Source organism: Pseudoclavibacter sp. VKM Ac-2888 (assembly GCF_015351285.1).
Classification (GTDB): Bacteria; Actinomycetota; Actinomycetes; order Actinomycetales; family Microbacteriaceae; genus Pseudoclavibacter.
In genome coordinates this window covers 2,790,149-2,812,164 of record NZ_JADKSM010000001.1, presented here as the reverse complement: position 1 = coordinate 2,812,164, position 22,016 = coordinate 2,790,149, and the positions used below count along the sequence as shown (strand labels likewise).

Here is a 22,016-nt window from a genome sequence, read left to right as displayed (position 1 = left end):
GGCCAGCCCTCACTACACTGGCTCGGACATGACGCACACAAGCTCTCCAGAAACGGAAGGCCGGGTCCCGACAGACCCGCAGCCGGCACCGGCCGTCCAGCCTGCGGCGACTACGACGACGCGCAGGGTCGACCTCGAGCGCGGTACCGGCATCGCCCCGTACACGGCGGTGCTCTGGGACCTGGACGGGACGATCAGCGACTCGGCGCCGGGCATCCTGAACAGCCTGCGCACCGTCCTCTCGAACTACGGGCTGCCGATCCCGAGCGACAGCGAGCTGCTCAAGCACGTGGGCCCGCCGATCCACGAGACGTTCGCCGCCTACGGGCTCGACCCCATCGAGGCGACCGAACGCTATCGCGCGATCTACCGCGCCTCTGAGTCGTTCATCGGCGACGCGTACCCGGGGGTGCTCCAGGTCATCCGCGACGTGCACGCCGCGGGCATCCCGCAATCGACGGCGACGAGCAAGCCGGAGAGCTCGGCGAGGGTCATCCTCGAGAGCTACGGGGTCGCCGACAGATTCCTCACCATCACGGGAGCCTCCGACGACGAGGTGCGTTCGGCCAAGGCCGACGTCATCGAGGAGGCGCTTCGTCGACTCGACGTGGCGGGCGTCGACCTCAGCAACGTGCTGATGATCGGCGACCGGTTCTACGACGTCGAGGGGGCTGCCGAGCACGGCGTGCCCGCGGTCTACGTGTCCTGGGGCTACGGCCGCCTCGGCGAGGAGGCGGGCTCCGTCGCGGTCGCCGATTCGGCGGAACGACTCCGAGCCTTCCTCTCGCTCGACTGACCACGCCGGAGTTCCCGTCGCTTTGTCGGTGCGTCGTCGTATCCTCATGGCATGCGCGCAGAGAGCTCTTTCACCATCGAAGCCTGGGACGCCAACGGCAGGGCCGTCGGCATCGAGACCGCCGCACCGCTTGGCGGTGCATTCATCGTCCGTGCGATCTCGGGCGGTGACATCGAGGGGCGCAGCGAGGTGCTCTTCGCTGGTGCCTTCAACGAGAAGCACGGTTCGGGCACGTACGTCGCGATCGACGCCTTCGAGGGCTCGATAGCGGGCAGGACCGGCACGCTCGCGTTCTGGCACGCGAACACGGTCGCGAGGGGCCGTCCTGCTGCTGGCGGCGGCGTGCTGCATATCGTCCCCGACTCGGGCACCGGAGAGCTGATCGGCGCGAGCGGCACGGGGGAGATCATCGCCCGTGGCGACGACCACACGCTTGTCCTGCAGATCGAGTTCGACGATGCCGACGACGTGGAGATCGACGGCGAGGTGCTCGCGGGCGAGGTCGAGGCGGGCTCGTCGAAGAGCGAGGCCTGACCGGAAGCCGGCCGCCCGTGCCAACGAAGGCGGGAGCCGCATCCACGCGGCCGAACCCCTTCACGCCCTCATTCGGCGTGACGCCGCCGCTGCTTGTCGGCCGATCGGCGATGCTGGCGTCGTTCGAAGCGGCGATCGACGGCACGCCGGGCGAGGTGGGGAGGGCGACCCTCGTCACCGGGCTGCGCGGCGTCGGCAAGACCGTCATGCTCAACGCGCTGGAGGACATCGCCGTCACACGCGGCTGGCTCGTGATCTCGGAGACGGCCACGAAGGGACTGGCCGAGCGGATGACCACCGAAGCGCTCCCCAAGCTCCTGGCCGAGCACGACCCGAGGGCCAGCAAGCGCCGCATCACGGGAGTCACCCTGCCGATGGGCACCGGAGGGTTCGTGTCGACGGTCGAGGAGCGCTACCGACCCGTCGCCAACCTGCGGTCACAGCTGACGGAGCTCACGCGTCTGCTCGCCCCGAACGGCACAGGGGTCCTCATCACCGTCGACGAGATCCACCGCGGCGCGATCGACGACCTCCGCGAGATCACGACGGTCGTGCAGCACGCGTTCCGCGAGGGGCTCGACGTCGCGTTCGTCGGCGCCGGCCTCAAGCCGAACATCAACGAGCTGCGCAGCGACCGCATGCTGACGTTCCTGCGCCGCGCGCACGTCCAGGAACTCGGGCAGCTCGACTACGAGGCGTCGGCGAGGGCTCTCCGGGAGCCCATCGCGGAGGGTGGGCGCAGCATCGACGACGACGCCCTCGACTACGCGGTGCGGGGCACGCAGGGGTACCCGTTCCTCGTGCAGTTCATCGGCTCGAAATCGTGGCAGGAGGCAGGCGCCGCCGAGCGCATCCAGCTCGCGCACGCCCGCCGGGCCGTTCGGCTCGCACGGCAGGCCATGGGCCAGTACATCTACGAACCCACCCTCGCCGCACTGTCCGTCGGCGACCGGACCTACCTGGCCGCCATGGCGAGCGACGACGGGCCGTCGCGCTCGAGCGATATCCGGTTGCGGATGCGCGCGAAGGCCGGCTACGTGGGCGTGTACCGCCAGCGGCTCATCAACGCCGGCATCATCGAGCCCGCGGGCTACGGCAGCGTGCAGTTCACGACGCCGTACCTGCGGGAGTATCTGCGAGAGCACGTGGTGAGCGAGGCCATCGCGCTTCCGCAGGGGCGGGCATTCCCGCCGCCGCCCGATGAGGACGAGGACCTCGACGACTGAGCCCCTCCGGGCCCAGTCGTAAGGGGCGGGGTCGGCCTCGACGGACTCAGGGAACGCGCACGCCGGTGAACGGCGTCGCTCGACGCAGCTCGAAGCCCAGCTTCTCGTACGCGGCGATGGCACCCGTGTTGGCGGCCGCAGCGTGCATGAGCGCACGATCGCCGCGTTCTTGGATGTGGAAGGCGACGTCGAGCACAAGACGTGATGCGAGTCCCTGTCGGCGGTAGTCGGCGTCGGTCGCGACCGCGCTGATCTCCGTCCAACCCGCGGGGTGGAGTCGCTCTCCGGCCATGGCGATGAGCTTTCCGTCGCGGCGGATGCCGACGTAGCGCCCGAGCACGTACGTTCGCGGCAGGAAGGGGCCGGGCTGGTTGCGCTCCACGAGCGCCAGCATCTCGGGGGCGTCGCCTGCCCCGAGCTCGACGACCTCCTCGTCGGGTCTCGTCTGCAGGCGAGGCGTCTCGACCAGCTGCACCCCTTCGCCGCGCCAGGTCTGCGCCCAGCCGGCCGGAACCTCGGGGTCTGCGTGCGAGATCGCGAGCTCGGCCCCGGAGCCGAGGAGCTCGGCGATCGCGTCCCAGACGCCGGGCGCCTCCCAGGAGCGGACGCCCACGAACGGCGACACGTCGGCCGGGTATCGCTTGACGAGGTCGCCACCGACAGCGAGGTGCGCGTGGGCGCCCGTCAGCGAGTTCCAGGCGGGGTTGTCGAGCACGGAGGTGGAGGTGATGGTGGTGTCGGTCATGGGGTCCTCGAGACGGTGGATGTGTCTCCGATTGTCACGCACACGGCACGATGCTCTCGACGTCGTGACCGACGGTTACGACCCGTTGCCTCCCGCTCGGCTCAGATGCCGAGCTTCGCGCGCAGCTCCTCCACGTGGCCGTCCGGGTCGATGTCGTACGCGACCCAGGAGAGCTTCCCGGTGGCATCCACGATGAACGTCGACCTGATGACTCCGGTCCCCGCGATTCCCGCGACGGGACGCTCGCCCCACGCGCCCCATTCCATGGCGGTCGCCCCCGAGTCGCTGAGGAGCGAGTATGGCACCCGCTGCTCCTCGCCGAAGATGGCGAGCTCTCGCGGCTGGTCGAGCGAGATGCCGAGCACGGTGACTCCGGCGTCGCTGAGTGCGGCGTAGTTGTCGCGGAAGTCGCATGCCTGCTGCGTGCACTTGCGCGTGCCGGCCTTCGGGTAGAAGTAGACGACGACTGGCGAGCCGGCCAGGTCGCTGAGGCGGATGATCTCGCCGTGCTGGTCGGTGAGCGCGAAATCGGGGGCGCTGTCGCCAACGCTGAGAGTGGTGACCAAGATTGCTCCTCGCTCGGGAATCAGACCTGCCCGACTCTAGCGAGCGCGCATCCACCGTCGCCTGTGAACGAGTCGCGGGCCACCCGCCCACCGGGGGCGAGCGGCCCGCAACTGCAGAACGGAACCGAGCGATCGGCGCGAAGCCGACCCTGGCTGGACTCTCTAGGCCTCCACGGTGATGCCGAAGGCTTCTGCGAGGCGCAGGATCTTGCGTGCGCGACCGAGACGCGGGAGGTCGCTGCCGTCGCGGACCACGCCGCCGGAAGCGTCGAAGTCGGCGAGGAACTCGCGTGCCCAGAGGATGTCGCTCGTCTGCGGGCAGATGACCTCGTTGACGACGGCCGTCTGCTCGAGGCGGAGGCACAGCTTGCCGGTCATGCCGTGTTCGAGCGTCCACTCGGACTCGTTGCGGAGGACACGGAGGCTCTCGTCGGTGGTGGGTCCGTCGACAGGGCCCGGGAGGCCGGCCGCCTTGGAGGAGACGGTGAGGCGCGAGCGTGCGTAGGCCATGGCCTCGCGCGTCGCCCACATGCCGGTGTCGCGACGGAAGTCGCCGCTGCCGAAGGCGAGGCGGAAGGCGCCGTCAGCGCGGGCGATGTTCGTGGCCTCTTCGAGTCCGAGTGCCGACTCGATGAGCGGCACCACGGGGATGCGGGCGCCGAGTCGCTGGTACGTGTTGACGACCTGCTCGGCCTGCTCCGTCTTGGCGAGCACGACTCCGAGGAGACCGGGGACTCCCGCGAGCTCGTCGACGTCGTCGGCCCAGAAGTCGGACAGGGTGTCGTTGATGCGCACCCAGGCGGCGTTGCCGGCCTTGAGCCAGGCGATGACATCAGCCCGGGCGGCGGCCTTGTGCTTGGGGTCGACGGCGTCCTCGATATCGAGGATGACGACGTCGGCGCGCGAGGCTGCCGCAGCGTCGAAAGCTTCGGGCTTGGACGCCGGGACGAGCAACCAGGACCTGGCGTCTGCCGGGGGCACGACGTGTCCGGCGGTTGACTTGGGGTGGGGGCTCGCTGGAGCGTTCAGAACTCTCGCCTCATTCATCGACTGGATGCACGGGTCTGCTCGACCGCGTACGGCCGCGTGACACGCAGCCAAGGTGTGAGCTTAGTACGACGAAACGCGGTGTCCTCTTGCGGACCTCTACAAGAACGGCCAGGGATCCTGATCAGTAGGAGAACGGGATCAGGCCGATGAGGAAGAAGAGAACTGCGGGAACGAGGGTGATGACGCCGACGACGGAGCCGACAGCGGCTGGCATGTTGCGCCATCCGCTCGATCGAAGCGCGAGGACGCCGAAGACGATGGCGGCAACGGAGGTCAGCAGCTGCAGGATGCCGGTCGCGGGGCTCAGCACCCCGTAGATCTCGTAGCCGCCAGTGCGCGCCAGGATGCTCATCACGAAGGAGAGGAACGTGTTGATCGCCCACCCTCCGAGCGCGCTCGCCAGCGAGATCATGCCGAAGCGGTTCGTCGAGAAAGAGAGCTCTTCGCGCAGGCTCGAGAAGCTGGCCAGCTGCGTTCGACTCGGCGCCTTGGCCTGCTGGGGGCTGCCCGGCTGCTGGTAGCCACCCGGCTGGGCGTACTCGCCAGGCTGGGCATAGCTCCCCGGCTGCTGGTGGGCATCGGGCTGTGCGTAGCCGCCAGGCTGTGCGTAGCCCCCAGGCTGTGCGTAGCCGCCGGGCTGCTGGTACTCGCCAGGCTGCTGAGGGTCACCCGCTACCTGACCGTATCCCTGCCCCGACGGCGCCTGACCAGCAGGACCGTAGGCGGCGGGTGTGCCGCTCGGCGGGGTGCCGTAGCCGGACGCGCCCTGGGCTGCGTTCGACTGGGGGTCGGGGCTGTGCTGTCCGTTCCACTGGCTCGGTGTCGTCATGCGTTCACCCTAGGACCGTTGGTGTGTTCGTGACGCGGGCACCTCTGCCCGTCGCCTCTCTGCAATACGATTCGGTGCATGACGACGACGTTCTCCCCCTCGCCTGTTCTTGCCATCGACGCTGGCCAGAGCGGCATCCGCTCGCAGATCGATTCTGGCGAGGTTCGCTCCTTCGCCGCGATTCGCACCGACCTCCCGTTGGCGCCCCAGCTCGCGAGCGTCGTGGAGCAGTCGCTGCGTGATTCTGGATTGGCGGGGGTCACGGTGTCCGGTGGCGTGTCGGGGGTGACGCACGCGCAGACGGTTGCGGATGAACTCGCTCTGCTGGTCGGGCAGTTCGGCGTCGCGAGGGTCTTCATCGCGCACGATTCGATCTCGGCCTTCCTGGGGGCCCTCGGGTCCGAGCTCGGTGCGGTCGTCGCCGCTGGCACGGGTGTCGTGACGCTCGCGGTCGGCGCGGAACGCCTCGCGCAGGTCGACGGCTGGGGGTACCTCGTCGGAGACGCAGGTTCCGGGTACTGGATCGGTCGCGCCGCGCTGGACTCGGTGATGCGCGCCTTCGATGGCCGTGGCCCGGAGACGGCGCTCACCGAGGTCGTGCTCGCACACCACCCGGATCTGCCGAGCATGTACGTGTCGCTGCAGACGAACGAGGGGAAGGTCCGTCACATCGCGTCGTTCGCTCGGTCGGTCGGCGACCTAGCGGAGACGGATGCGGTCGCTGCTGGAATCCTGGCGGCGGCGGGCTCGGAGCTAGCCGTCTCGGTCGCGGCCGGGCTCGCGCGGGTCGGTCTGCCCGGCGGGCGTGAGGTTGTCCAGGTGCGGGCGATCGGCAACGTGTTCTCCTCGCCGCACGTGGCCGCGGCGTTCCGGCGCTCGCTGCTCGAGCGGGTGCCGGAGGCTCGGGTGGCGGTGGGCGAGAGCCACCCGCTGGACGGGGCGGCGATGCTCCCCCATCTGGAGAGGGACCACGCGCTCATCGCCTCGATCGGGGTCGTGACGCTCTAGGTCGTGACGCTCGAGATCGTGACGCTAGAGGCCCGCGCGCGGACGGCCTCCGTGAGAGCCCCGAGTGTCAGATCGCGAAGATGCGCTGCGCCGTCTCCAGCTTCTCGCCGGGCTCGAGCCAGGCGAGGTCGAGGCCGGAGTTGAAGGCGTCGGGCGCGCAGGTCATGGGCTCGACCGCGACGGCCTGGCGGTCCCATTCGATGCCGGGCTGATCGCTCGTGAAGACCTGCACCCACGGTGCATCCGTGCTCCAGGTCATGCCGACGCCCGTGCCGTCGGGGGTCGTGAGCGTCACCGTGGCGGTGTCGCCCTCCCCGAAGACATCGGTGAAGGCGTGGTCGATCTCCATCTCGCCGATGCGCCGTGCGGCCCGGAAGTCGAAGGCCCCCGCGACCTCCTCGACCGAGACGACCGAGCCGGGGAGCAGACGTGCGCCGTGGGCGTGCATGAGCTTCTGCGCGGGAGACTCGAGGGTCCATTCGTCGATCTGTCCCTCGCCGGCGACCAGGTACGAGTGCGTGGATGCGCCGGCAGGTGCGGTCCCGGCTCCGACGTTCCGCAGCTCCACCGTCGTGGTGAGGCCGTCGTCGCCGAGCACGTAGCTCGTGCGCACCTCGATGCGGAACGGGTAGCCCGTCTGCGGCTCGATCGTGGCCGTCAGCACGACGAGGTCGGGGCGCACATCCTCCGGTGTGAAGTCGAGCCAGAGGGCGAGGCCGTGCAGGGCGTGCCCGCGCTTGGGTTCGGAGAGGGGCAGCTGCAGCTCCTGCCCCTCGATGCGATACCGACCGTCGATGATGCGGTTCGGCCATGGGGCGAGCGTCGCCCCCTTGTACGCGGGCCGAACCTCATCCATGTCGAAGGTGTGCACGAGGTGCCTGCCGTTGTGCGTGAGCTCGCGCAGGGTCGCGCCGACGCTGGAGATCGAGGCCTCGTAGGCACCGTGCGAGAGGAAGTAGGAGGAGCCTGAGCGCGGGGTGATCGACATCTGTGGGGACTCCTCGGTGCTGTCGGGGGTAGGACCAAGGCAGTCTTTCACGCCGAGGCGAGGCGGGCGGGTCGCGGGAGCTCACGGAGTGCTTCCCAGACCGCGTCACTAGCCTGAGACGATGACTCCAGCTCCTCAGCCCTGGCCGCAGACCGCACTCTGGTGGCACGTGTACCCGCTCGGCTTCGTCGGTGCGGATACGGCGGGCGCTCCCCTCTCGAGCCCGGTCGAGCACCGCCTCGATCGCATCACGGCGTGGCTGGACGAACTTGTCGCTCTCGGCCTCAATGGCTTGCTGCTCGGCCCGATCTTCGCCTCGCAGACCCACGGCTACGACACGGTCGACCATCTCCGCATCGACCCGCGGCTCGGCGACGAGGCCGATTTCGACGCGCTCATCGCCGCCTGCCGTGAACGCGGCGTCCGCGTGCTCCTCGACGGTGTCTTCAACCATGTTGGCCGCGAGCACCCGTGGTGGCGCGAGGCGGTCGAGGCGGGCCCCGACTCGGGAGCGGCCGCGCGGTTCGCGAGAGGCGCGGATGCACGCGAGGTCGACGGACTCCCCGTCGACGTGTTCGAGGGCCACGACGCGCTTGTGGTGCTCAACCACCAGCATCCGGAGGTCGTCGAGCTCGTCGAGGTCGCCATGGCGCACTGGCTGGAGCGGGGCGTCGACGGATGGCGCCTCGACGCGGCCTACGCGGTCCCGCCGCTGTTCTGGCGGTCGACGATCGACCCGTTGCGCGAGCGGTTCCCGGACTCCTGGTTCGTCGGCGAGGTCATCCACGGCGACTACGAGGGGTACGTGCGAGAGTCCGGCCTCGACTCGGTGACGCAGTACGAGCTGTGGAAGGCGCTCCGCTCGTCCGTGCAGGAGCAGAACCTGTTCGAGCTCGACTGGTCGCTGCAGCGACACAACGACTTCGTGGAGCACTTCCTGCCGATGACGTTCCTCGGCAACCACGACGTGACGCGCATCGCGAGCGCCATCGACGATGAGCGCAACCACGCCATCGCCATCGCCATGCTGTTCTTCTTCTCGGGCGCCCCGAGCGTGTACGCGGGCGACGAGCGCGGGCTCGAGGCGCTGAAGGAGGAGCGGGCCGGTGGAGACGACGCCATCAGGCCGGAGTTTCCCAGCGACCCGAGGGAGTGGCCGGAGAACGCCTACTCGCGGGCGCACCGAGACGCGATCGCGTTCCGGCGCCAGCATCCCTGGCTCGCGACAGCGCGCATCCGCACGGAAGAGCTCGCGAACACGGCGGCACTGTTCATCGCCGAGGGCAGCGAGGGCGAGCGTGCTCTCCTCGCGGTGAACCTCGGCGACGACTCGGTGCTGCTCGGCGGCCGATCGGTCGACGGCCACGGTCTCGAGCGCTGGAGCGACGGCAGCTAGCGACGACGACTGACCAACTTCAGTGCAGAGAAGCCCCGGATTCGCCCGAGACGACCCGGAACGACCAGATCAGCACTGAAGTTGGTCAGGGCGCGCGTCAGTGCATCGAGACGAGGGAGTCCTGCTCGGCTGTTTCCGACTGCACGAGCGGGCGGTCCTTGGTGCCCCTGATCATGAAGCCGGCGATGAGCGCCGCGAGGAGCATGGCACCCGCCGCGGCAAGGAAGACCGCCGAGTAGCCGTTCGTGAAGGCCTGCAGCTGCGTCTCACCCGCCTCCAGTCCCGAAGCCACGGCGTTCGCGTAGAACACGGTGAAGACGGAGAGGCCGATCGACCCGCCGATCTGCATGGTCGAGTTCACGGTTGCCGCGGCGGCACCAGCGTCGTGCGGCTCCACGCCCGTGAGCGCGAGGTTCTGCAGCGGGACGAAGATCATCGAGAGGCCGATGCCGAGCAGCACGAGTCCGGGCAGGATGTGCGTGAGGTAGCTGCCGTCGACGGTCACACCGGAGAGCAGCAGGAGTCCGCCGGCGACGACGATCGGGCCGACGACCATGAACGGGCGTGGCCCGAACTTGGGGAGCAGACGCGCCCAGACGGGGACGCACACGAGGATGACGACGGTCATCGCGACGTTCGCGAGGCCAGCGACGAGCGGCTCCATTCCCATGACGATCTGCAGGTGCAGCGCGAGGTACATGGTGGCACCGATGAGCACGCTGCCGATGACGGCCTGGATGAGGAACGCTCCGCCGCGCACCCGGTCGAGCACGACCCGCAGCGGGAGCAGGGGCTGGGCGACGCGGGTCTCGATCCACACGAACGCGGCGAGGAGTGCAACGCCGAGCGCGAGGAAGCCGATGGTCCCGAGGGATCCCCAGCCCTCCTCGGCGAGGCTGAACCCGTAGACGAGCGAGCCGAGCCCGAGCGACACCGTGACGGTGCCCCAGAGGTCGTAGGTGTTGTCGCCCTCTGCCTTGCTCTCCTTCAGGACGATGAGCGCGCCGATGACACCGGCGATGACGAAGAAGACGTTGACGAGCAGGCACCAGCGCCAGCTGGCGAACTCGGTGAGCGCTCCGCCGAGCACCAGGCCGACTGCGGCCCCGCTTCCGCCGATGGCGCCGAAGACGGCGAACGCGGTGGTGCGCTCCTTGCCGGAGGGGAAGCTGACGGTGAGCAGCGCGAGGGCGGCTGGGGCGAGGAGCGCTGCGAAGAGCCCCTGGAGTCCGCGGGCGAGGATGAGGTCGAAGGCGCTCTGGGCGAAGCCGCCGTAGACCGAGGCGACCCCGAAGCCGATCATGCCGACGAGGAAGGCGCGCTTGCGTCCCCAGTAGTCGGCGATACGACCGCCGAGCAGGAGGAGCGCTCCGAAGACGAGGGCGTACGCGGTGACGACCCACTGCCGCTGCACGTCGGTGAGGCCGAGGTCGATCTGCGCCTGCGGCAGTGCGATCGTGACGATCGTGCCGTCGAGCACGACGACGAGCTGGGTGAGGGCGAGCACGGCGAGTGCCCACCACTTGGAGATGGTGCGTGGCGCAGATGCGCGCTCGACGGAAGACGCGTCAGAAGACAAGAAAACCCTCCAGGTTCTCAGAAAGCGAGTGCTGGAGGTTTCAAGCCTCGGACCGAGGACGTCGCCGCCTCGACCTACCCGAGCGGCGACGCTCGACAGATCGGCCATCTTAGCAAGTCCTGAAGCTCGACATAAGTCCACCGGTGTGGGTTCGCGCCGGGACGACGAAACCCCCGGAACCGAAGTTCCGGGGGTTTCGCATTCCCAGTGCTCTTGCTCTGGGACCCTGGTGCGCGAGGGGGGACTTGAACCCCCACACCCGAAGGCACACGGACCTGAACCGTGCGCGTCTGCCAATTCCGCCACTCGCGCCAACCTCCGAGAGATTACCAGACACTGTCGCAGAGTGCGAAACCGAGGCGCGGATGCACGCGTTTCAGACCCGAGAACGCCCTCCGGGAAGCGCCCAGGCGGGGCACCGGAAGCCCATAGCCAAGGCAAAGAAGTCGGACATCCAGCCCAGTGCCGTTAGCATGAAACAGATTCGCGCCACCCGGTGCGGGCTGTTGCGTGCCCTCGAGAACCAGGAGACATGTGGGAATCCTCGACAGATTTGAGCGTGGGCTCGAGCGTCTCTTCAATGGTGCGTTCGCGAAGACCTTCCGCTCTGGGCTCCAGCCCGTCGAGATCAGCGCCGCGCTGAAACGCGAGATGGACACCAGGGCGTCGATCGTCACACGCGACCGCGTGCTGGTCCCGAATCGCTTCAACGTGCAGATGTCGCAGGTCGACTACACGCGCATCTCGCAGATCGCTGGCATCCAGGACGAGCTCATGCGCGTCGTCGAGCAGCACGCCGCCAAGCAGGGCTACCAGTTCTCGGGCGGCCTCAGCATCAAGTTCCTGGAGAACGACTCGCTCTCCGAGGGGCGCATCGAGGTCGACTCGCGCAGCGTGCAGGGCCAGGTCGCCTGGGCTCCCATCCTGGACGTCGATGGCGAGCGCATCCACGTGGGCGTCGGATCGACGGTCATCGGGCGCGGCTCCGAAGCCGACATCACGATCGCGGACACCGGCGCCTCGCGAAAGCACGCCGAAGTCGTGTGGGACGGGAAGCGTGCGGGAATCCGCGATCTCGGCTCGACGAACGGCACGAAGGTCAACGGCCGTTCGATCTCCCAGGCGGGTCTCGAGCCCGATTCGACGATTCAGATCGGTCGTCACCGTATTGTGTTCCGGGTGATCCCCCAGGCCGACCCGAGCGACGACACCGGGTACCTCCCGCGACAGGGAGGCCTCACGTGACCAGTGAGCTGACTCTCCTCGTCTTGCGCCTCGCCTTCCTGGCCGCGCTGTGGATCTTCGTGTTCTCCGTCATCTACTCGCTTCGCAGCGACCTCTTCGGCACCCGGTCCTCCGCCTACAAGCAGGCCATGGAGAAGTCGCGCCAGCAGGTGTTCGCCTCGGCCGACAACGACGCGGCACCGGCGGCGGCACCGGCCCCCACGCCTGCTGCTCCCGTCCGCTCCTCCGACTCGGGCGATGCTGGTCCCGGCAGCCACCGGCCGCCGACCCCCGTGCCCAGTCCGGCTGCGCGCTCCGAGCGGCCGAGCAAGCTGGTCATCACCTCCGGCCCGAAGCGCGGCACGGAGCTGTCGCTGCGCAGCGAACCGCTCTCGATCGGCCGATCCGGCGACTCCGACCTCGTCATCCAGGACGACTACAGCTCCACGCACCACGCGCGCCTGCTGCTCTGGAACGATGCGTGGATGGTGCAGGACCTCGACTCGACGAACGGCACCTACGTCAACGGCAAGCGCGTCTCCCAGCCGACCCACGTACCGGTCGGCACGCCTGTCCGCATCGGGACGACGACGTTCGAGCTGCGATAGGCATGCTGGTCATCGCGCGCGCCGGCGCCGTCTCCCACGTCGGCAAGGTCAGAAGCAACAACCAGGACTCCGGCTTCGTCGGCACCAACCTGTTCGTCGTCGCGGATGGCATGGGCGGGCACGCCGGCGGTGACGTGGCGAGCGCGATCGCGGTCAAGCACTTCGCGGAGAACGACGAGCAGTACTCGAGCACCGATGATGCCGAGCAGGCCATGACGGAGATGCTCCTCGACGCGAACGCCCTCATCGCGGGTGCCGTCGAGGAGCACAGCGAGCTCCGCGGCATGGGAACCACGGTGAGCGCCCTCAGCCTCGTCGGCCAGTCCCTCGTGCTCGCGCACATCGGCGACTCGCGGGTGTACCGCTTCCGCGAGGGATCCCTCGTGCAGATGACCGTCGACCACACGTTCGTGCAGCGGCTCGTGGATGCGGGCCGCATCACAGCTGAGGAAGCGCTCACGCACCCGAGGCGCTCGGTGCTCATGCGCGTGCTCGGCGACGTCGAGACCAGGCCCGACGTCGACACGGAGGTCTTCGATATCCAGGAGGGCGACCGCTGGCTGCTCTGCTCGGACGGCCTCTCGAGCTACGTCGACGAGTCGCAGATCGAGCGCACCCTGGCCCGCATGGACGAGTCGAGCCGCGAGATCAGCGATGACCTCGTGCAGCTCGCGCTCGACAACGGCGCACCGGACAACGTGACCGTGGTGATGCTCGAGATCGGCCCCGAGCCGCTCGAGCCGATGAAGACGCGAGTCGTGGGGTCGGCCGCGAACCCCCTGCGCTACTCGGCGAACCTGCAGAAGCGCAGCAACCAGATCATCCCGTCCATCCTGCACCCCCTACGGCGGCCAGCTCCTCGCCCGCAGGACGAGGAGTTCGTGCCGTTCAGCGACGAGGCGCTGCAGGAGCTCATCGCGGAGGACAAGCGACGGAAGCGACTCCGGCAGGTCTCGTGGCTCGCGGCATCCATCGTCTTCCTCGCGGCGGTCGCCGGTGCTGGGCTCCTCGCCTACAACTGGACGCAGCAGCAGTACTACGTCGGTGAGAGCGTCGGCTACGTCGCCGTCTACCAGGGCGTGCAGCAGGGCATCGGACCGATCACCCTGCACGAGCTCACCGAGACGACCGACATCAAGATCTCGAGCCTGCCTGAGTACCAGCAATCGCAGGTCGACAAGACGATCAGCGCCGGCGACCGCGAGGCCGCCGACGAGATCGTGGAACGGCTCCGAGATGCCATTCCTGAGTAAGCAACGCGAAGAGGCGCCAGTCGTACCAGGCGCCCCGAGGAAGACCGGTCAGGGGCTCCGCAACATGGAGCTCGGCCTGCTGGTCTTCGCGTTCATCATCAACTTCTCCGCGCTGCTGCTCGTGCAGCTCGGTGTGCGCGGCACCTTCGACTTCAACGTCGTCACCCTGTCGGCCATCATCGGCGCGCTGACCCTCGGCGTGAACATCGTGCTGCGCTTCCGCGCGCCGGGCGCCGACCCGTTCATCCTGCCCATCGCGGCGGTGCTCAACGGCCTCGGCATCGCGATGATCTACCGCATCGACATCGGCAATTCCGATAACGACGGTGTGTTCTGGACTGCTTCGACGCAGCAGATCGTGCTCACGATGCTCGCCGTCGGCGTCGCCATCGTGGTGCTCATCCTGCTCAAGAACCACCGAGTGCTGCAGCGCTACACGTACGTGTTCATGGCCATCGCCATCGTCCTCCTGCTGCTGCCGCTCATCCCGGGCCTCGGGCGCACCGACGTCGCCGCGCGCGTGTGGATCAGCGTCGCGGGCTTCTCGTTCCAGCCCGGTGAGATCGCGAAGATCGCGCTCGCCATCTTCTTCGCGGGCTACCTCGTGACCGCGCGCGACTCGCTCTCCGTCGTCGGCAAGAAGTTCCTGTGGATGCGCTTCCCGCGCATCAGGGACCTGGGACCGATCCTCGTCGTGTGGGCCGTGTGCATGGGGGTCTTGGTCTTCCAGCGCGACCTGGGAACCTCCCTCCTGTACTTCGGACTGTTCCTGGTCATGGTCTTCGTCTCGACGGGGCGCCTCTCGTGGGTGCTCATCGGCCTCGGCCTGTTCGTCGGCGGCGCAATCATCGCGGCGACGTCGCTGAGCTACGTCGAGTTCCGCGTCCACGCCTGGCTCGACCCGTTCGAGGACGAGATGTACTTCGCCGACGGCGGCAGCGGGCAGCTCGTGACGGGACTCTTCGGCCTCGCGGCTGGCGGTCTCATCGGCAAGGGCCTCGGCTCGGGCAGCCCAGGCACGACCCCCCTCGCGTCGAGCGACTTCATCATCGCGGCCATCGGCGAGGAGCTCGGCATGGCCGGCATCTTCGTCGTGCTGCTCCTCTTCGTGATCTTCGTGGCGCGCGGCTTCCGCATCGGGCAGCAGGGGGTCGACGACTTCGGGCGGCTCCTCGCGACAGGCCTCGCGTTCACGATCGCCGTGCAGGTCTTCGTCGTGGCCGGTGGCGTCATGCGCGTCATCCCCCTGACGGGCCTCACGATGCCCTTCATGGCTGCAGGTGGCTCGAGCCTGCTCGCCAACTGGATCATCGTCGCGATCCTTCTCAGACTGAGCGACACCGTGCGTAACGTGCCGACGGAGGCGATCGACGAATGAGCAAGAACATCCGCCTCGTTGGCGTCCTCGTCATGATCATGTTCATGTCGCTGTTCGTGGCGTCGACGAGCATCCAGGTCTTCCAGGCCGAGTCGCTCCGGGACGACCCGCGCAACAGCCGGACCCGTGAGGAGAGCTTCGAGATCCAGCGTGGGCCGATCCTCGTCAACGGGACGCCGATCGCATCTTCGACGCCCGTCGACACTGCCTACAAGTACGAGCGACAGTACGAGAACGGCCCCCTCTACGCCGCCGTGACCGGGTACTACTCGGTCGACGGGGCATCCACGGGCCTCGAGGGCGCCCTGAATCCCGAGCTCTCGGGCAACAGCGACACGCAGTTCTTCCAGGGCCTCGAGCGTCTCTTCACGGGCCAGGATCCTGCTGGCGCATTCGTCGAGACGACGATCGACCCCGTCGCCCAGCAGACGGCGGCGGATGCTCTCGGCGAGTACAAGGGTGCGGCTGTGGCGATCAACCCGGCGACGGGCGCGATCCTGGCCATGTACTCGACGCCGACCTACGACCCGGCGCTGCTGGCGAGCCACGATCAGACGAGCGTGCTCGAGTCGTACAACGCGCTCCTGGCCGACCCGAACGATCCGCTCAGCAACCGCGCGATCGGCGGTGACATGAACCCGCCCGGCTCGGTGTTCAAGCTGGTCGTCGCCGCCGCGGCACTGGAGAACGGGCTCGCGACGGCCGAGTCCCCGCTCCCGAACCCGGCGACGCTCACGCTCCCGGGCACCAACGTCTCGGTGAACAACCCGTCCGCCGGCGCGAAGTGCGGAAGCGGCGACACGACGAACCTCCGTATCGCCATCGAGCAGTCGTGCAATGTGCCGTTCGCGCAGCTCGCCATGGACCTCGGTGCCGACAAGGTACGCGCTATGGCCGAGGCGTTCGGCTTCAACCACGAATTCGAGATCCCGATGACGGCGAGCGCGAGCAGCTACCCGACGGCGCTCGACGACGACGCGCAGCTCGCCCTGACGGGCTTCGGCCAGTTCGACGTGCGGGCGACGCCACTCCAGTTCGCGATGATCTCGGCGGCCATCGCCAACGGCGGCGAGGTCATGAACCCGTCGCTTGTCGAGAGCATCCAGACTCCGACGTTCCAGGAGATCCAGGGGCCGGAGATCTCGAGCTACGGCAGGGCCATCAGCGAGGAGACTGCGGCGTCACTCCAGTCGATGATGGAGGGCAGCGTGAACTCGGGCGTTGCCAGTAATGCAAGAATTGACGGGATCAACGTGGCTGGCAAGACAGGGACCGCGGAGAACGGCCAGGGTGAGCCGTACTCGCTGTGGTTCACAGGATTCGCCGAATCGGGCGATACGCAGATCGCGGTCGCGGTAGTGCTCGAAGACGGTGGCGGAATGGGACAGTCTGGGACCGGAAACGGCCTGGCGGCGACGATTGGGCAGCAAGTGATGAAGGCGGTGCTGAGCAGATGAGACCAGCTGCAGGTGTTTCGTTCGGAGACCGATACAAGCTGAGCTCGCGCATTGCCATCGGCGGCATGGGCGAGGTCTGGGAGGCGACCGATCAGGTGATCGGGCGCACCGTTGCCATCAAGATCCTCAAAGACGAGTACATGGGCGACCCTGGCTTCCTCGAGCGCTTCCGCGCTGAGGCGAGGCACGCCGCACTCGTGAACCACGAGGGCATCGCCAACGTGTACGACTACGGCGAGGAGAACGGCTCCGCCTACCTCGTCATGGAGCTCGTACCGGGCGAGGCGCTGTCGACCGTGCTCGAGCGCGAGCGGGTGCTGCCGCCCGACCAGGTCATGGACATCGTGTCGCAGACGGCGCTCGCCCTGCACGCCGCTCACAAGGCGGGTCTCGTGCACCGCGACATCAAGCCAGGCAACCTGCTCATCACGCCGGACCGTCGCGTGAAGATCACCGACTTCGGCATCGCTCGGATCGCCGACCAGGTGCCGCTCACGGCGACGGGCCAGGTCATGGGCACCGTCCAGTACCTCTCGCCCGAGCAGGCCTCCGGCCACGCCGCGAACCCGTCCACCGACATTTACTCGCTTGGCATCGTCGCCTACGAGGCGCTCGCCGGCAGGCGACCATTCACCGGCGAATCGCAGGTCGCGATCGCCATGGCGCACATCAACGACGAACCCCCGGCGCTTCCCGTGACGGTGCCAGAGCCGGTTCGCAACCTCGTGCTCGCTGCCATCGCGAAGAAGCCGGAAGACCGGCCGGTCTCGGCGGAGGTCTTCGCGCGCGCTGCGCGCGCGCTCCGCGACGGCAACGTCACGCGTGCAGCGCAGGCGGTCCCCGCGGTCCTGGGGCTGACGTCCGCCGACGAGGTCGGTGACGCCACCGCTCCGCTCGATCGCACCGCCATCATGGACGAGGGTGCGCGCACCACCGTGCTCGGCACGGCCGCCGGCACGACCGAGGTCATGAAGGACGACTTCGACACGCTCATCGGCGGACCCCCCGTCGAAGGCTCGGAAGAGGAGTCGACCTCGCTCGTCTCGCCAGCCGACGAGGAGCGCAAGAAGCCGGCTGCCTGGCTGTGGGTGCTCATCGGGGCGATCATCCTGTTCGCTGCGGCCCTGGCCTGGTTCGCGTTCGCGCTGGTGACCAACAACACCGACGCCGATGGGGCGACGACACCGCCGCCCTCGATCACCCAGACCACGCCGGCCGAGACTCCGTCGCAGGAGCCGACCCCAAGCGTGAGCACGCCGACCACCGTGTCGATCGCGCAGGCCGACTTCCTCGGCCTCGACTACGACACGGCAGCGAACCGCATCTCCGAGCTCGGGCTGACGCCGGCGCGAGCCGAGGGCCCTGTCGCGACGAACCAGGAAGACGTCAACACGGTCACGGCGGTGAGCCCCACCGGGACCGTCGACCTCGGTTCCACCGTGACGCTCACGGTCTACGCGAACGTGGAGACGCCGAACACCCCGACGACGGCACCGACCGTCACCGTCAACGCGGCCGGCACGCAGGCCACCATCAGCTGGCCGTCGTTCCAGTGCCCTCCAGGACAGAGCCTCTCCGCGTACAACGTGAACGTGTCCGGCGCCGAATCACCGGGCAGCGTCACGGGAACCTCGGTGAACGTCAACGTCGAAGAGGGTTCGACGATCGTCGAGGCCTCGTACAGCGCCACCTGCGGCTCGGGCAACACGAGTGCCGACTCGCCGACCGGTTCGGCGACCGTCCCCCAGCCGACGCCGACCAGTTCCACTCCCCCGACGAACGGCACGGGAGGCTGATCTCGGAGGCCCGGCGGGCGGCTCCGGAAAGCAACGAATTCGCTCAACTCCATGCATCCACATGGAATGCGCGGTTCACAGCTTCGATGGCACCGATCACTCATTCGCGTCGAGATAAGATCGGCAGACTAACGAGGCTTGAGCTTGGCGAACACTGCCAAGGGGAGAGGAGCTTGCTTCCGTGATGCAGGGCGAACGCACGCTCGCTGGCCGATACGACATCGGCCGGCGTATTGGTCGTGGAGGTATGGCTGAGGTCTACCTCGGGACCGACGAGCGTCTTGGCCGCCGTGTCGCCGTCAAGCTTCTCAACACACAGCTCTCTGGCGAGCCCGACTTCCGGTCGCGCTTCCGACAGGAAGCCCAGGCCGCTGCACGGATGACGCACCCGACGATCGTCCGCGTCTTCGACGCGGGTGAGGACACGTTCGTGCGCGCCGATGGGCATGAGCTCGTCGTGCCCTACATCGTCATGGAGTACATCGAGGGGCAGCAGCTCCGCGACGTCATGGCCGGTGCCCCGCTCGCCGACACGCAGATCCACGAGTACATGACGGGCATCCTGACGGCGCTCGAGTACTCGCACCGTGCCGGCGTCGTGCACCGCGACATCAAGCCGGGCAACATCATGATCACGCCGGAGGACACGGTCAAGGTCATGGACTTCGGCATCGCCAGAGCCATCTCCGACACGGCGGGCACGATCGCCCAGACGACGGCGATCCTCGGCACCGCCTCCTACTTCTCCCCCGAGCAGGCCAAGGGCGAGAACGTCGACGGGCGAAGCGACCTCTACTCCGCGGGCATCGTCCTCTACGAGATGCTCACCGGCAAGGTCCCGTTCCAGGGTGATTCAGCCGTTGCCGTCGCCTACCAGCACGTCACCGAGCGCCCCATCGATGCCAACGAGATCAACCCGAAGGTCTCGAAGGCGATGAACGCGGTCGTCAAGCGCTCCCTCGCGAAGAACCGCGAGGACCGCTACCAGTCGGCTTCGGAGTTCCGTCGCGACCTCGACCTCGCAGCGCAGGGCATCATGCCGGCGTTCGCCACCAAGGTCGAGGACGACGACCGCACCCAGCTCTTCGGGCCGGCCCCTTCTGGCGTGAGCGCCACGGAGTCTGCCTTCAACTCGCTCTCCGAGACCGATGACCGCGCACCTCAGGTGCAGCGGCGTCCCCCCGCGATGTGGATCTGGGGCGCCGCGGCGCTCCTCGTGGTCGTCATCGTGGCCGTCAGCATCTGGGTCTCCTCCCTCCCCGACGTCGGTCAGCTGCCCGCAACGAGCGTCGATGTGCCGGACGTCGTGGGCGAGCAATGGGATGCGGCTCGCACAACGCTCGAAGACGCGGGCTTGACGCCCGTGCGTGCGGCGCAGACGAGCGATGAGGTTCCGGAGAACCAGGTCATCAGCACCACCCCGGGCTCAGGACTGAGCGTGTCTCCCGGCCAGGAGATCACCGTCCTGGTCTCCACCGGCCCGTCCGCGGTCACGATGCCCGACATCAACGGCATGACCGTGGAGCAGGCGACTGTCGCTCTCCAGGGTGCGGGCTTGAGCGTCGGCCAGATCACGTCAGAGGACTCTCCGACGGTCACTGCCGGCACGATCGTCCGCAGCGACCCTGCGGGTGGCTCCAGCGTCGCCGCGGGCTCCAGCATCAACCTCGTGACCTCCACGGGCAACGTGGCGCTGCCTGACCTCATCGGTCAGCCCCTCGAGTCCGCGACCGCCACGCTCCGAGAACTCGGACTCCTCGCAGTCGTGAAGCAGGACCCTGGATGCCTCGCGGTCGACGGCGACCCGATCGTGAACATGTCGGTTCCACCAGGACCAGTCGCCCAGCACTCCCAGGTCGAGGTCACCTACTGCACGTCCGTGCCGGCCCCGCCGGAGACGACCGCGCCAGCACCCGAACCCACCTCGAGCGCAGGCCCCTCCTCCTCAACGGAGAACTAGGGCCGCACGACGACCCGCGGCCACGGTCGCGGCGCCCGCGCAACGCGCTCCGGCTCCTTCCCGATGACCGGGAGGAGCCGTCGCCGTCAGAAGCGCAGTGCGGCCGCGGAGCCGCCGACTCCGAGGCCGACGGTGACGTCGTTCTGGGGCGTGAGCAGTGCATCCGCCCACGGGAACGCGTAGAAGACCAGGCCGTACAGGACGGCTGCGATCACGACGAGCGTGATCAGGAGCTTGACGGGCCAGGGCCCGGGGAGCACACGCCAGAGCGCGCCGTACATCAGAGACCCCCTTGCGTGGCGACGGACGCGGCGATCGACGCCGGCGGGCCGTCGGCCCGCGGCGTGAAGCTGTCGAACACCGCGTAGCCGATGATTCGCTCTGCCGTCGACCAGAACGGGTTGCAGCTCATGATCATCATGAGCCGGTCGGTGCCAGTCTGCTCCGGGTAGCGAGGCACCGAGCCGAGGACGTCGACCTGTGTGGGGGCGACGTACTCGCCGGAACGGTAGGAGTACGTGTACCAGCCGTCCGCGGTCTCCACGACGAGTTCGTCGCCGAGCTGCAGCTCGTGGATCTTCTGCATCGAAGCCCCGTAGGCAAGACGGTGGCCAGCAATGGCGAAGTTGCCGACCTCACCGGGCATCTGCGAGTCGGGGTAGTGGCCGATGTTGTTGTCGAGAACCTCGTGCTGTTCGATGCCCTGTGCGATGGGACGGGCGTAGTCGGCCCCCCAGGTGGGAACGTAGAGGATCGCGAAGCGCTCGTTCGTGACCGTCGGCGCCGAGGAGATGGGGATGCCGATCGCCGGATCTGTTGTGGTCACGGTCGTCGTTTCTTCACCGCCATCCGCGAGCACCTGGCTGAGTTCCTGCCCGGCCTGGTTCTGCTCATCGCCGACGATGAGGTCGTTGAGCCAGTACTTCCACCCGACGAAGAGCAGGACGACGACCCCGAGGGTCATGAGCACTTCACCCGAGACGCCGATGATGCTGAGCCGCCGCCTCGGCTTCGAGCCGGTGGGCTTCGAGGGGTTCTTGTGCTGCTGGGATGCGGCCCGCTGCTCTCGCAGGCGTCGCTCCGACCTGGTCTCGTAGCCGTCGTCGGCCGCGAGGAGAGACTCGATCGAAGTCGTCCCGTCGTCTCGTCCGGGCCGTTCAGCAGATGGCATAGGAGCAATCATAGATAGGATGGCCCGCATGTCTCGTGAGAAGTCCAGCGACTCCAAGTCCGACGAGCCGGAGAAGAAGACTCCGGCCGGTACGAAGAAGCACCGTTCCTCGGAAGCGTCCGCAGCTGCGGCCGCTCTCGCGGCGACGGAGAAGCAGCGTCGGCAGAAGCGCAGCTCCGGGGTGAGCGACAGCGACGAGCGCAACCCGAACCCGGTCTGGTTCAAGCCGCTCATGTTCGGCTTCCTGCTGCTCGGCTTCCTCTGGATCATCGTTTTCTACCTGACGAGCGGCGCTCTCCCGATTGCCGAGCTCGGCTCGTGGAACATCCTCGTGGGCTTCGGCATCGCGTTCATCGGCTTCATCATGACGACGAACTGGCGATAGCAGACTCCACGAGTTATCCACAGGGCCTCGAATGACAGCTGTGTAATTCATCCCCAGGTGTGCATAA

The 22,016-nt window shown here is 68.0% G+C and carries 20 protein-coding genes, 1 tRNA gene and 1 pseudogene; 13 read left to right on the top strand and 9 right to left on the bottom strand.

Annotated elements, in window-relative coordinates:
- The first annotated feature begins 28 nt into the window (after positions 1 to 28).
- The 3 genes from ITJ61_RS13295 to ITJ61_RS13285 are packed head-to-tail and all read left to right on the top strand — an operon-like array spanning position 29 to position 2,556.
- On the top strand, positions 29 to 796 hold the full coding sequence (locus ITJ61_RS13295) for an HAD hydrolase-like protein (RefSeq protein WP_104244099.1): 768 nt from the start codon (positions 29 to 31) through the stop codon (positions 794 to 796).
- A gap of 51 nt (positions 797 to 847) precedes the next feature.
- Positions 848 to 1,330: a DUF3224 domain-containing protein gene (locus tag ITJ61_RS13290; RefSeq protein WP_104300385.1), complete on the top strand. Its 483-nt coding sequence runs from the start codon at positions 848 to 850 to the stop codon at positions 1,328 to 1,330.
- 17 nt (positions 1,331 to 1,347) lie between these two features.
- The gene (locus ITJ61_RS13285) at positions 1,348 to 2,556 is read left to right on the top strand and encodes an ATP-binding protein (RefSeq protein WP_219819524.1); all 1,209 of its coding nucleotides are present in this window, start codon (positions 1,348 to 1,350) and stop codon (positions 2,554 to 2,556) included.
- A 46-nt stretch (positions 2,557 to 2,602) separates the two neighbouring features.
- Here the strand turns inward: ITJ61_RS13285 and ITJ61_RS13280 are convergent, their stop codons facing one another.
- From ITJ61_RS13280 to ITJ61_RS13265, 4 genes are all read right to left on the bottom strand, one after another.
- Complete coding sequence (locus ITJ61_RS13280; RefSeq protein ID WP_194686422.1) at positions 2,603 to 3,301, bottom strand: GNAT family N-acetyltransferase; 699 nt, start codon at positions 3,299 to 3,301, stop codon at positions 2,603 to 2,605.
- 101 nt (positions 3,302 to 3,402) lie between these two features.
- Positions 3,403 to 3,867, bottom strand: coding sequence for a peroxiredoxin (locus ITJ61_RS13275; protein WP_219819525.1), 465 nt, complete (start codon positions 3,865 to 3,867; stop codon positions 3,403 to 3,405).
- 162 nt (positions 3,868 to 4,029) lie between these two features.
- Complete coding sequence (locus ITJ61_RS13270; RefSeq protein ID WP_258063482.1) at positions 4,030 to 4,848, bottom strand: HpcH/HpaI aldolase/citrate lyase family protein; 819 nt, start codon at positions 4,846 to 4,848, stop codon at positions 4,030 to 4,032.
- Positions 4,849 to 5,038: 190 nt separating this feature from the next.
- Positions 5,039 to 5,746: a hypothetical protein gene (locus tag ITJ61_RS13265; protein WP_104341944.1), complete on the bottom strand. Its 708-nt coding sequence runs from the start codon at positions 5,744 to 5,746 to the stop codon at positions 5,039 to 5,041.
- A 78-nt stretch (positions 5,747 to 5,824) separates the two neighbouring features.
- On the opposite strand from ITJ61_RS13265, the gene ITJ61_RS13260 reads away from it, so the two are divergent.
- The gene (locus tag ITJ61_RS13260; RefSeq protein WP_194686421.1) at positions 5,825 to 6,754 is read left to right on the top strand and encodes an N-acetylglucosamine kinase; all 930 of its coding nucleotides are present in this window, start codon (positions 5,825 to 5,827) and stop codon (positions 6,752 to 6,754) included.
- A gap of 67 nt (positions 6,755 to 6,821) precedes the next feature.
- Here the strand turns inward: ITJ61_RS13260 and ITJ61_RS13255 are convergent, their stop codons facing one another.
- Positions 6,822 to 7,742 carry an aldose 1-epimerase family protein gene (locus ITJ61_RS13255; protein ID WP_194686420.1) on the bottom strand — a complete coding sequence of 307 codons (921 nt, stop codon included), beginning with the start codon at positions 7,740 to 7,742 and terminating at the stop codon, positions 6,822 to 6,824.
- 121 nt (positions 7,743 to 7,863) lie between these two features.
- Between ITJ61_RS13255 and ITJ61_RS13250 the strand changes: the two genes are divergently transcribed.
- Positions 7,864 to 9,138: an alpha-amylase family glycosyl hydrolase gene (locus ITJ61_RS13250; protein WP_104341946.1), complete on the top strand. Its 1,275-nt coding sequence runs from the start codon at positions 7,864 to 7,866 to the stop codon at positions 9,136 to 9,138.
- A gap of 97 nt (positions 9,139 to 9,235) precedes the next feature.
- Here ITJ61_RS13250 and ITJ61_RS13245 read toward each other — a convergent pair whose 3' ends face one another.
- On the bottom strand, positions 9,236 to 10,717 hold the full coding sequence (locus ITJ61_RS13245) for an MFS transporter (RefSeq protein ID WP_228496671.1): 1,482 nt from the start codon (positions 10,715 to 10,717) through the stop codon (positions 9,236 to 9,238).
- A 227-nt stretch (positions 10,718 to 10,944) separates the two neighbouring features.
- Positions 10,945 to 11,029: transfer RNA gene (locus ITJ61_RS13240), tRNA-Leu, on the bottom strand.
- A gap of 222 nt (positions 11,030 to 11,251) precedes the next feature.
- On the opposite strand from ITJ61_RS13240, the gene ITJ61_RS20345 reads away from it, so the two are divergent.
- The 7 genes from ITJ61_RS20345 to pknB all read left to right on the top strand — a co-directional run bounded on the left by ITJ61_RS20345 (position 11,252) and on the right by pknB (position 20,393).
- Positions 11,252 to 11,962, top strand: a complete 711-nt coding sequence (locus ITJ61_RS20345) for an FhaA domain-containing protein (protein WP_104244082.1) — start codon at positions 11,252 to 11,254, stop codon at positions 11,960 to 11,962.
- Positions 11,959 to 12,549: an FHA domain-containing protein gene (locus ITJ61_RS13230; RefSeq protein WP_104300370.1), complete on the top strand. Its 591-nt coding sequence runs from the start codon at positions 11,959 to 11,961 to the stop codon at positions 12,547 to 12,549. Before ITJ61_RS20345 ends, ITJ61_RS13230 begins: the two co-directional genes overlap by 4 nt.
- Positions 12,550 to 12,551: 2 nt before the next feature.
- On the top strand, positions 12,552 to 13,802 hold the full coding sequence (locus ITJ61_RS13225) for a Stp1/IreP family PP2C-type Ser/Thr phosphatase (protein ID WP_181058074.1): 1,251 nt from the start codon (positions 12,552 to 12,554) through the stop codon (positions 13,800 to 13,802).
- Entirely contained in the window at positions 13,786 to 15,180 is a 1,395-nt protein-coding gene (locus tag ITJ61_RS13220) for an FtsW/RodA/SpoVE family cell cycle protein (protein ID WP_104307581.1), read from the top strand. The genes ITJ61_RS13225 and ITJ61_RS13220 overlap by 17 nt, the downstream gene beginning before the upstream one ends.
- Positions 15,177 to 16,637 (top strand): peptidoglycan D,D-transpeptidase FtsI family protein, encoded by a 1,461-nt coding sequence (locus ITJ61_RS13215; protein ID WP_104244076.1) that lies wholly within the window; start codon positions 15,177 to 15,179, stop codon positions 16,635 to 16,637. Before ITJ61_RS13220 ends, ITJ61_RS13215 begins: the two co-directional genes overlap by 4 nt.
- Positions 16,634 to 18,433: a protein kinase domain-containing protein gene (locus ITJ61_RS13210; RefSeq protein ID WP_104341948.1), complete on the top strand. Its 1,800-nt coding sequence runs from the start codon at positions 16,634 to 16,636 to the stop codon at positions 18,431 to 18,433. The genes ITJ61_RS13215 and ITJ61_RS13210 overlap by 4 nt, the downstream gene beginning before the upstream one ends.
- A gap of 184 nt (positions 18,434 to 18,617) precedes the next feature.
- Positions 18,618 to 20,393, top strand: coding sequence for a Stk1 family PASTA domain-containing Ser/Thr kinase (pknB, locus tag ITJ61_RS13205; protein ID WP_194686753.1), 1,776 nt, complete (start codon positions 18,618 to 18,620; stop codon positions 20,391 to 20,393).
- 86 nt (positions 20,394 to 20,479) lie between these two features.
- Here pknB and ITJ61_RS13200 read toward each other — a convergent pair whose 3' ends face one another.
- Together ITJ61_RS13200 and ITJ61_RS13195 are read right to left on the bottom strand one after the other, a co-directional pair.
- Positions 20,480 to 20,674: a hypothetical protein gene (locus ITJ61_RS13200; RefSeq protein WP_104300366.1), complete on the bottom strand. Its 195-nt coding sequence runs from the start codon at positions 20,672 to 20,674 to the stop codon at positions 20,480 to 20,482.
- On the bottom strand, positions 20,674 to 21,564 hold the full coding sequence (locus ITJ61_RS13195) for a class E sortase (RefSeq protein WP_181063010.1): 891 nt from the start codon (positions 21,562 to 21,564) through the stop codon (positions 20,674 to 20,676). Before ITJ61_RS13195 ends, ITJ61_RS13200 begins: the two co-directional genes overlap by 1 nt.
- A gap of 151 nt (positions 21,565 to 21,715) precedes the next feature.
- On the opposite strand from ITJ61_RS13195, the pseudogene ITJ61_RS19885 reads away from it, so the two are divergent.
- Positions 21,716 to 21,949 (top strand): annotated as a pseudogene (locus ITJ61_RS19885) (cell division protein CrgA); the annotation flags it as partial.
- Positions 21,950 to 22,016: the final 67 nt, after the last annotated feature.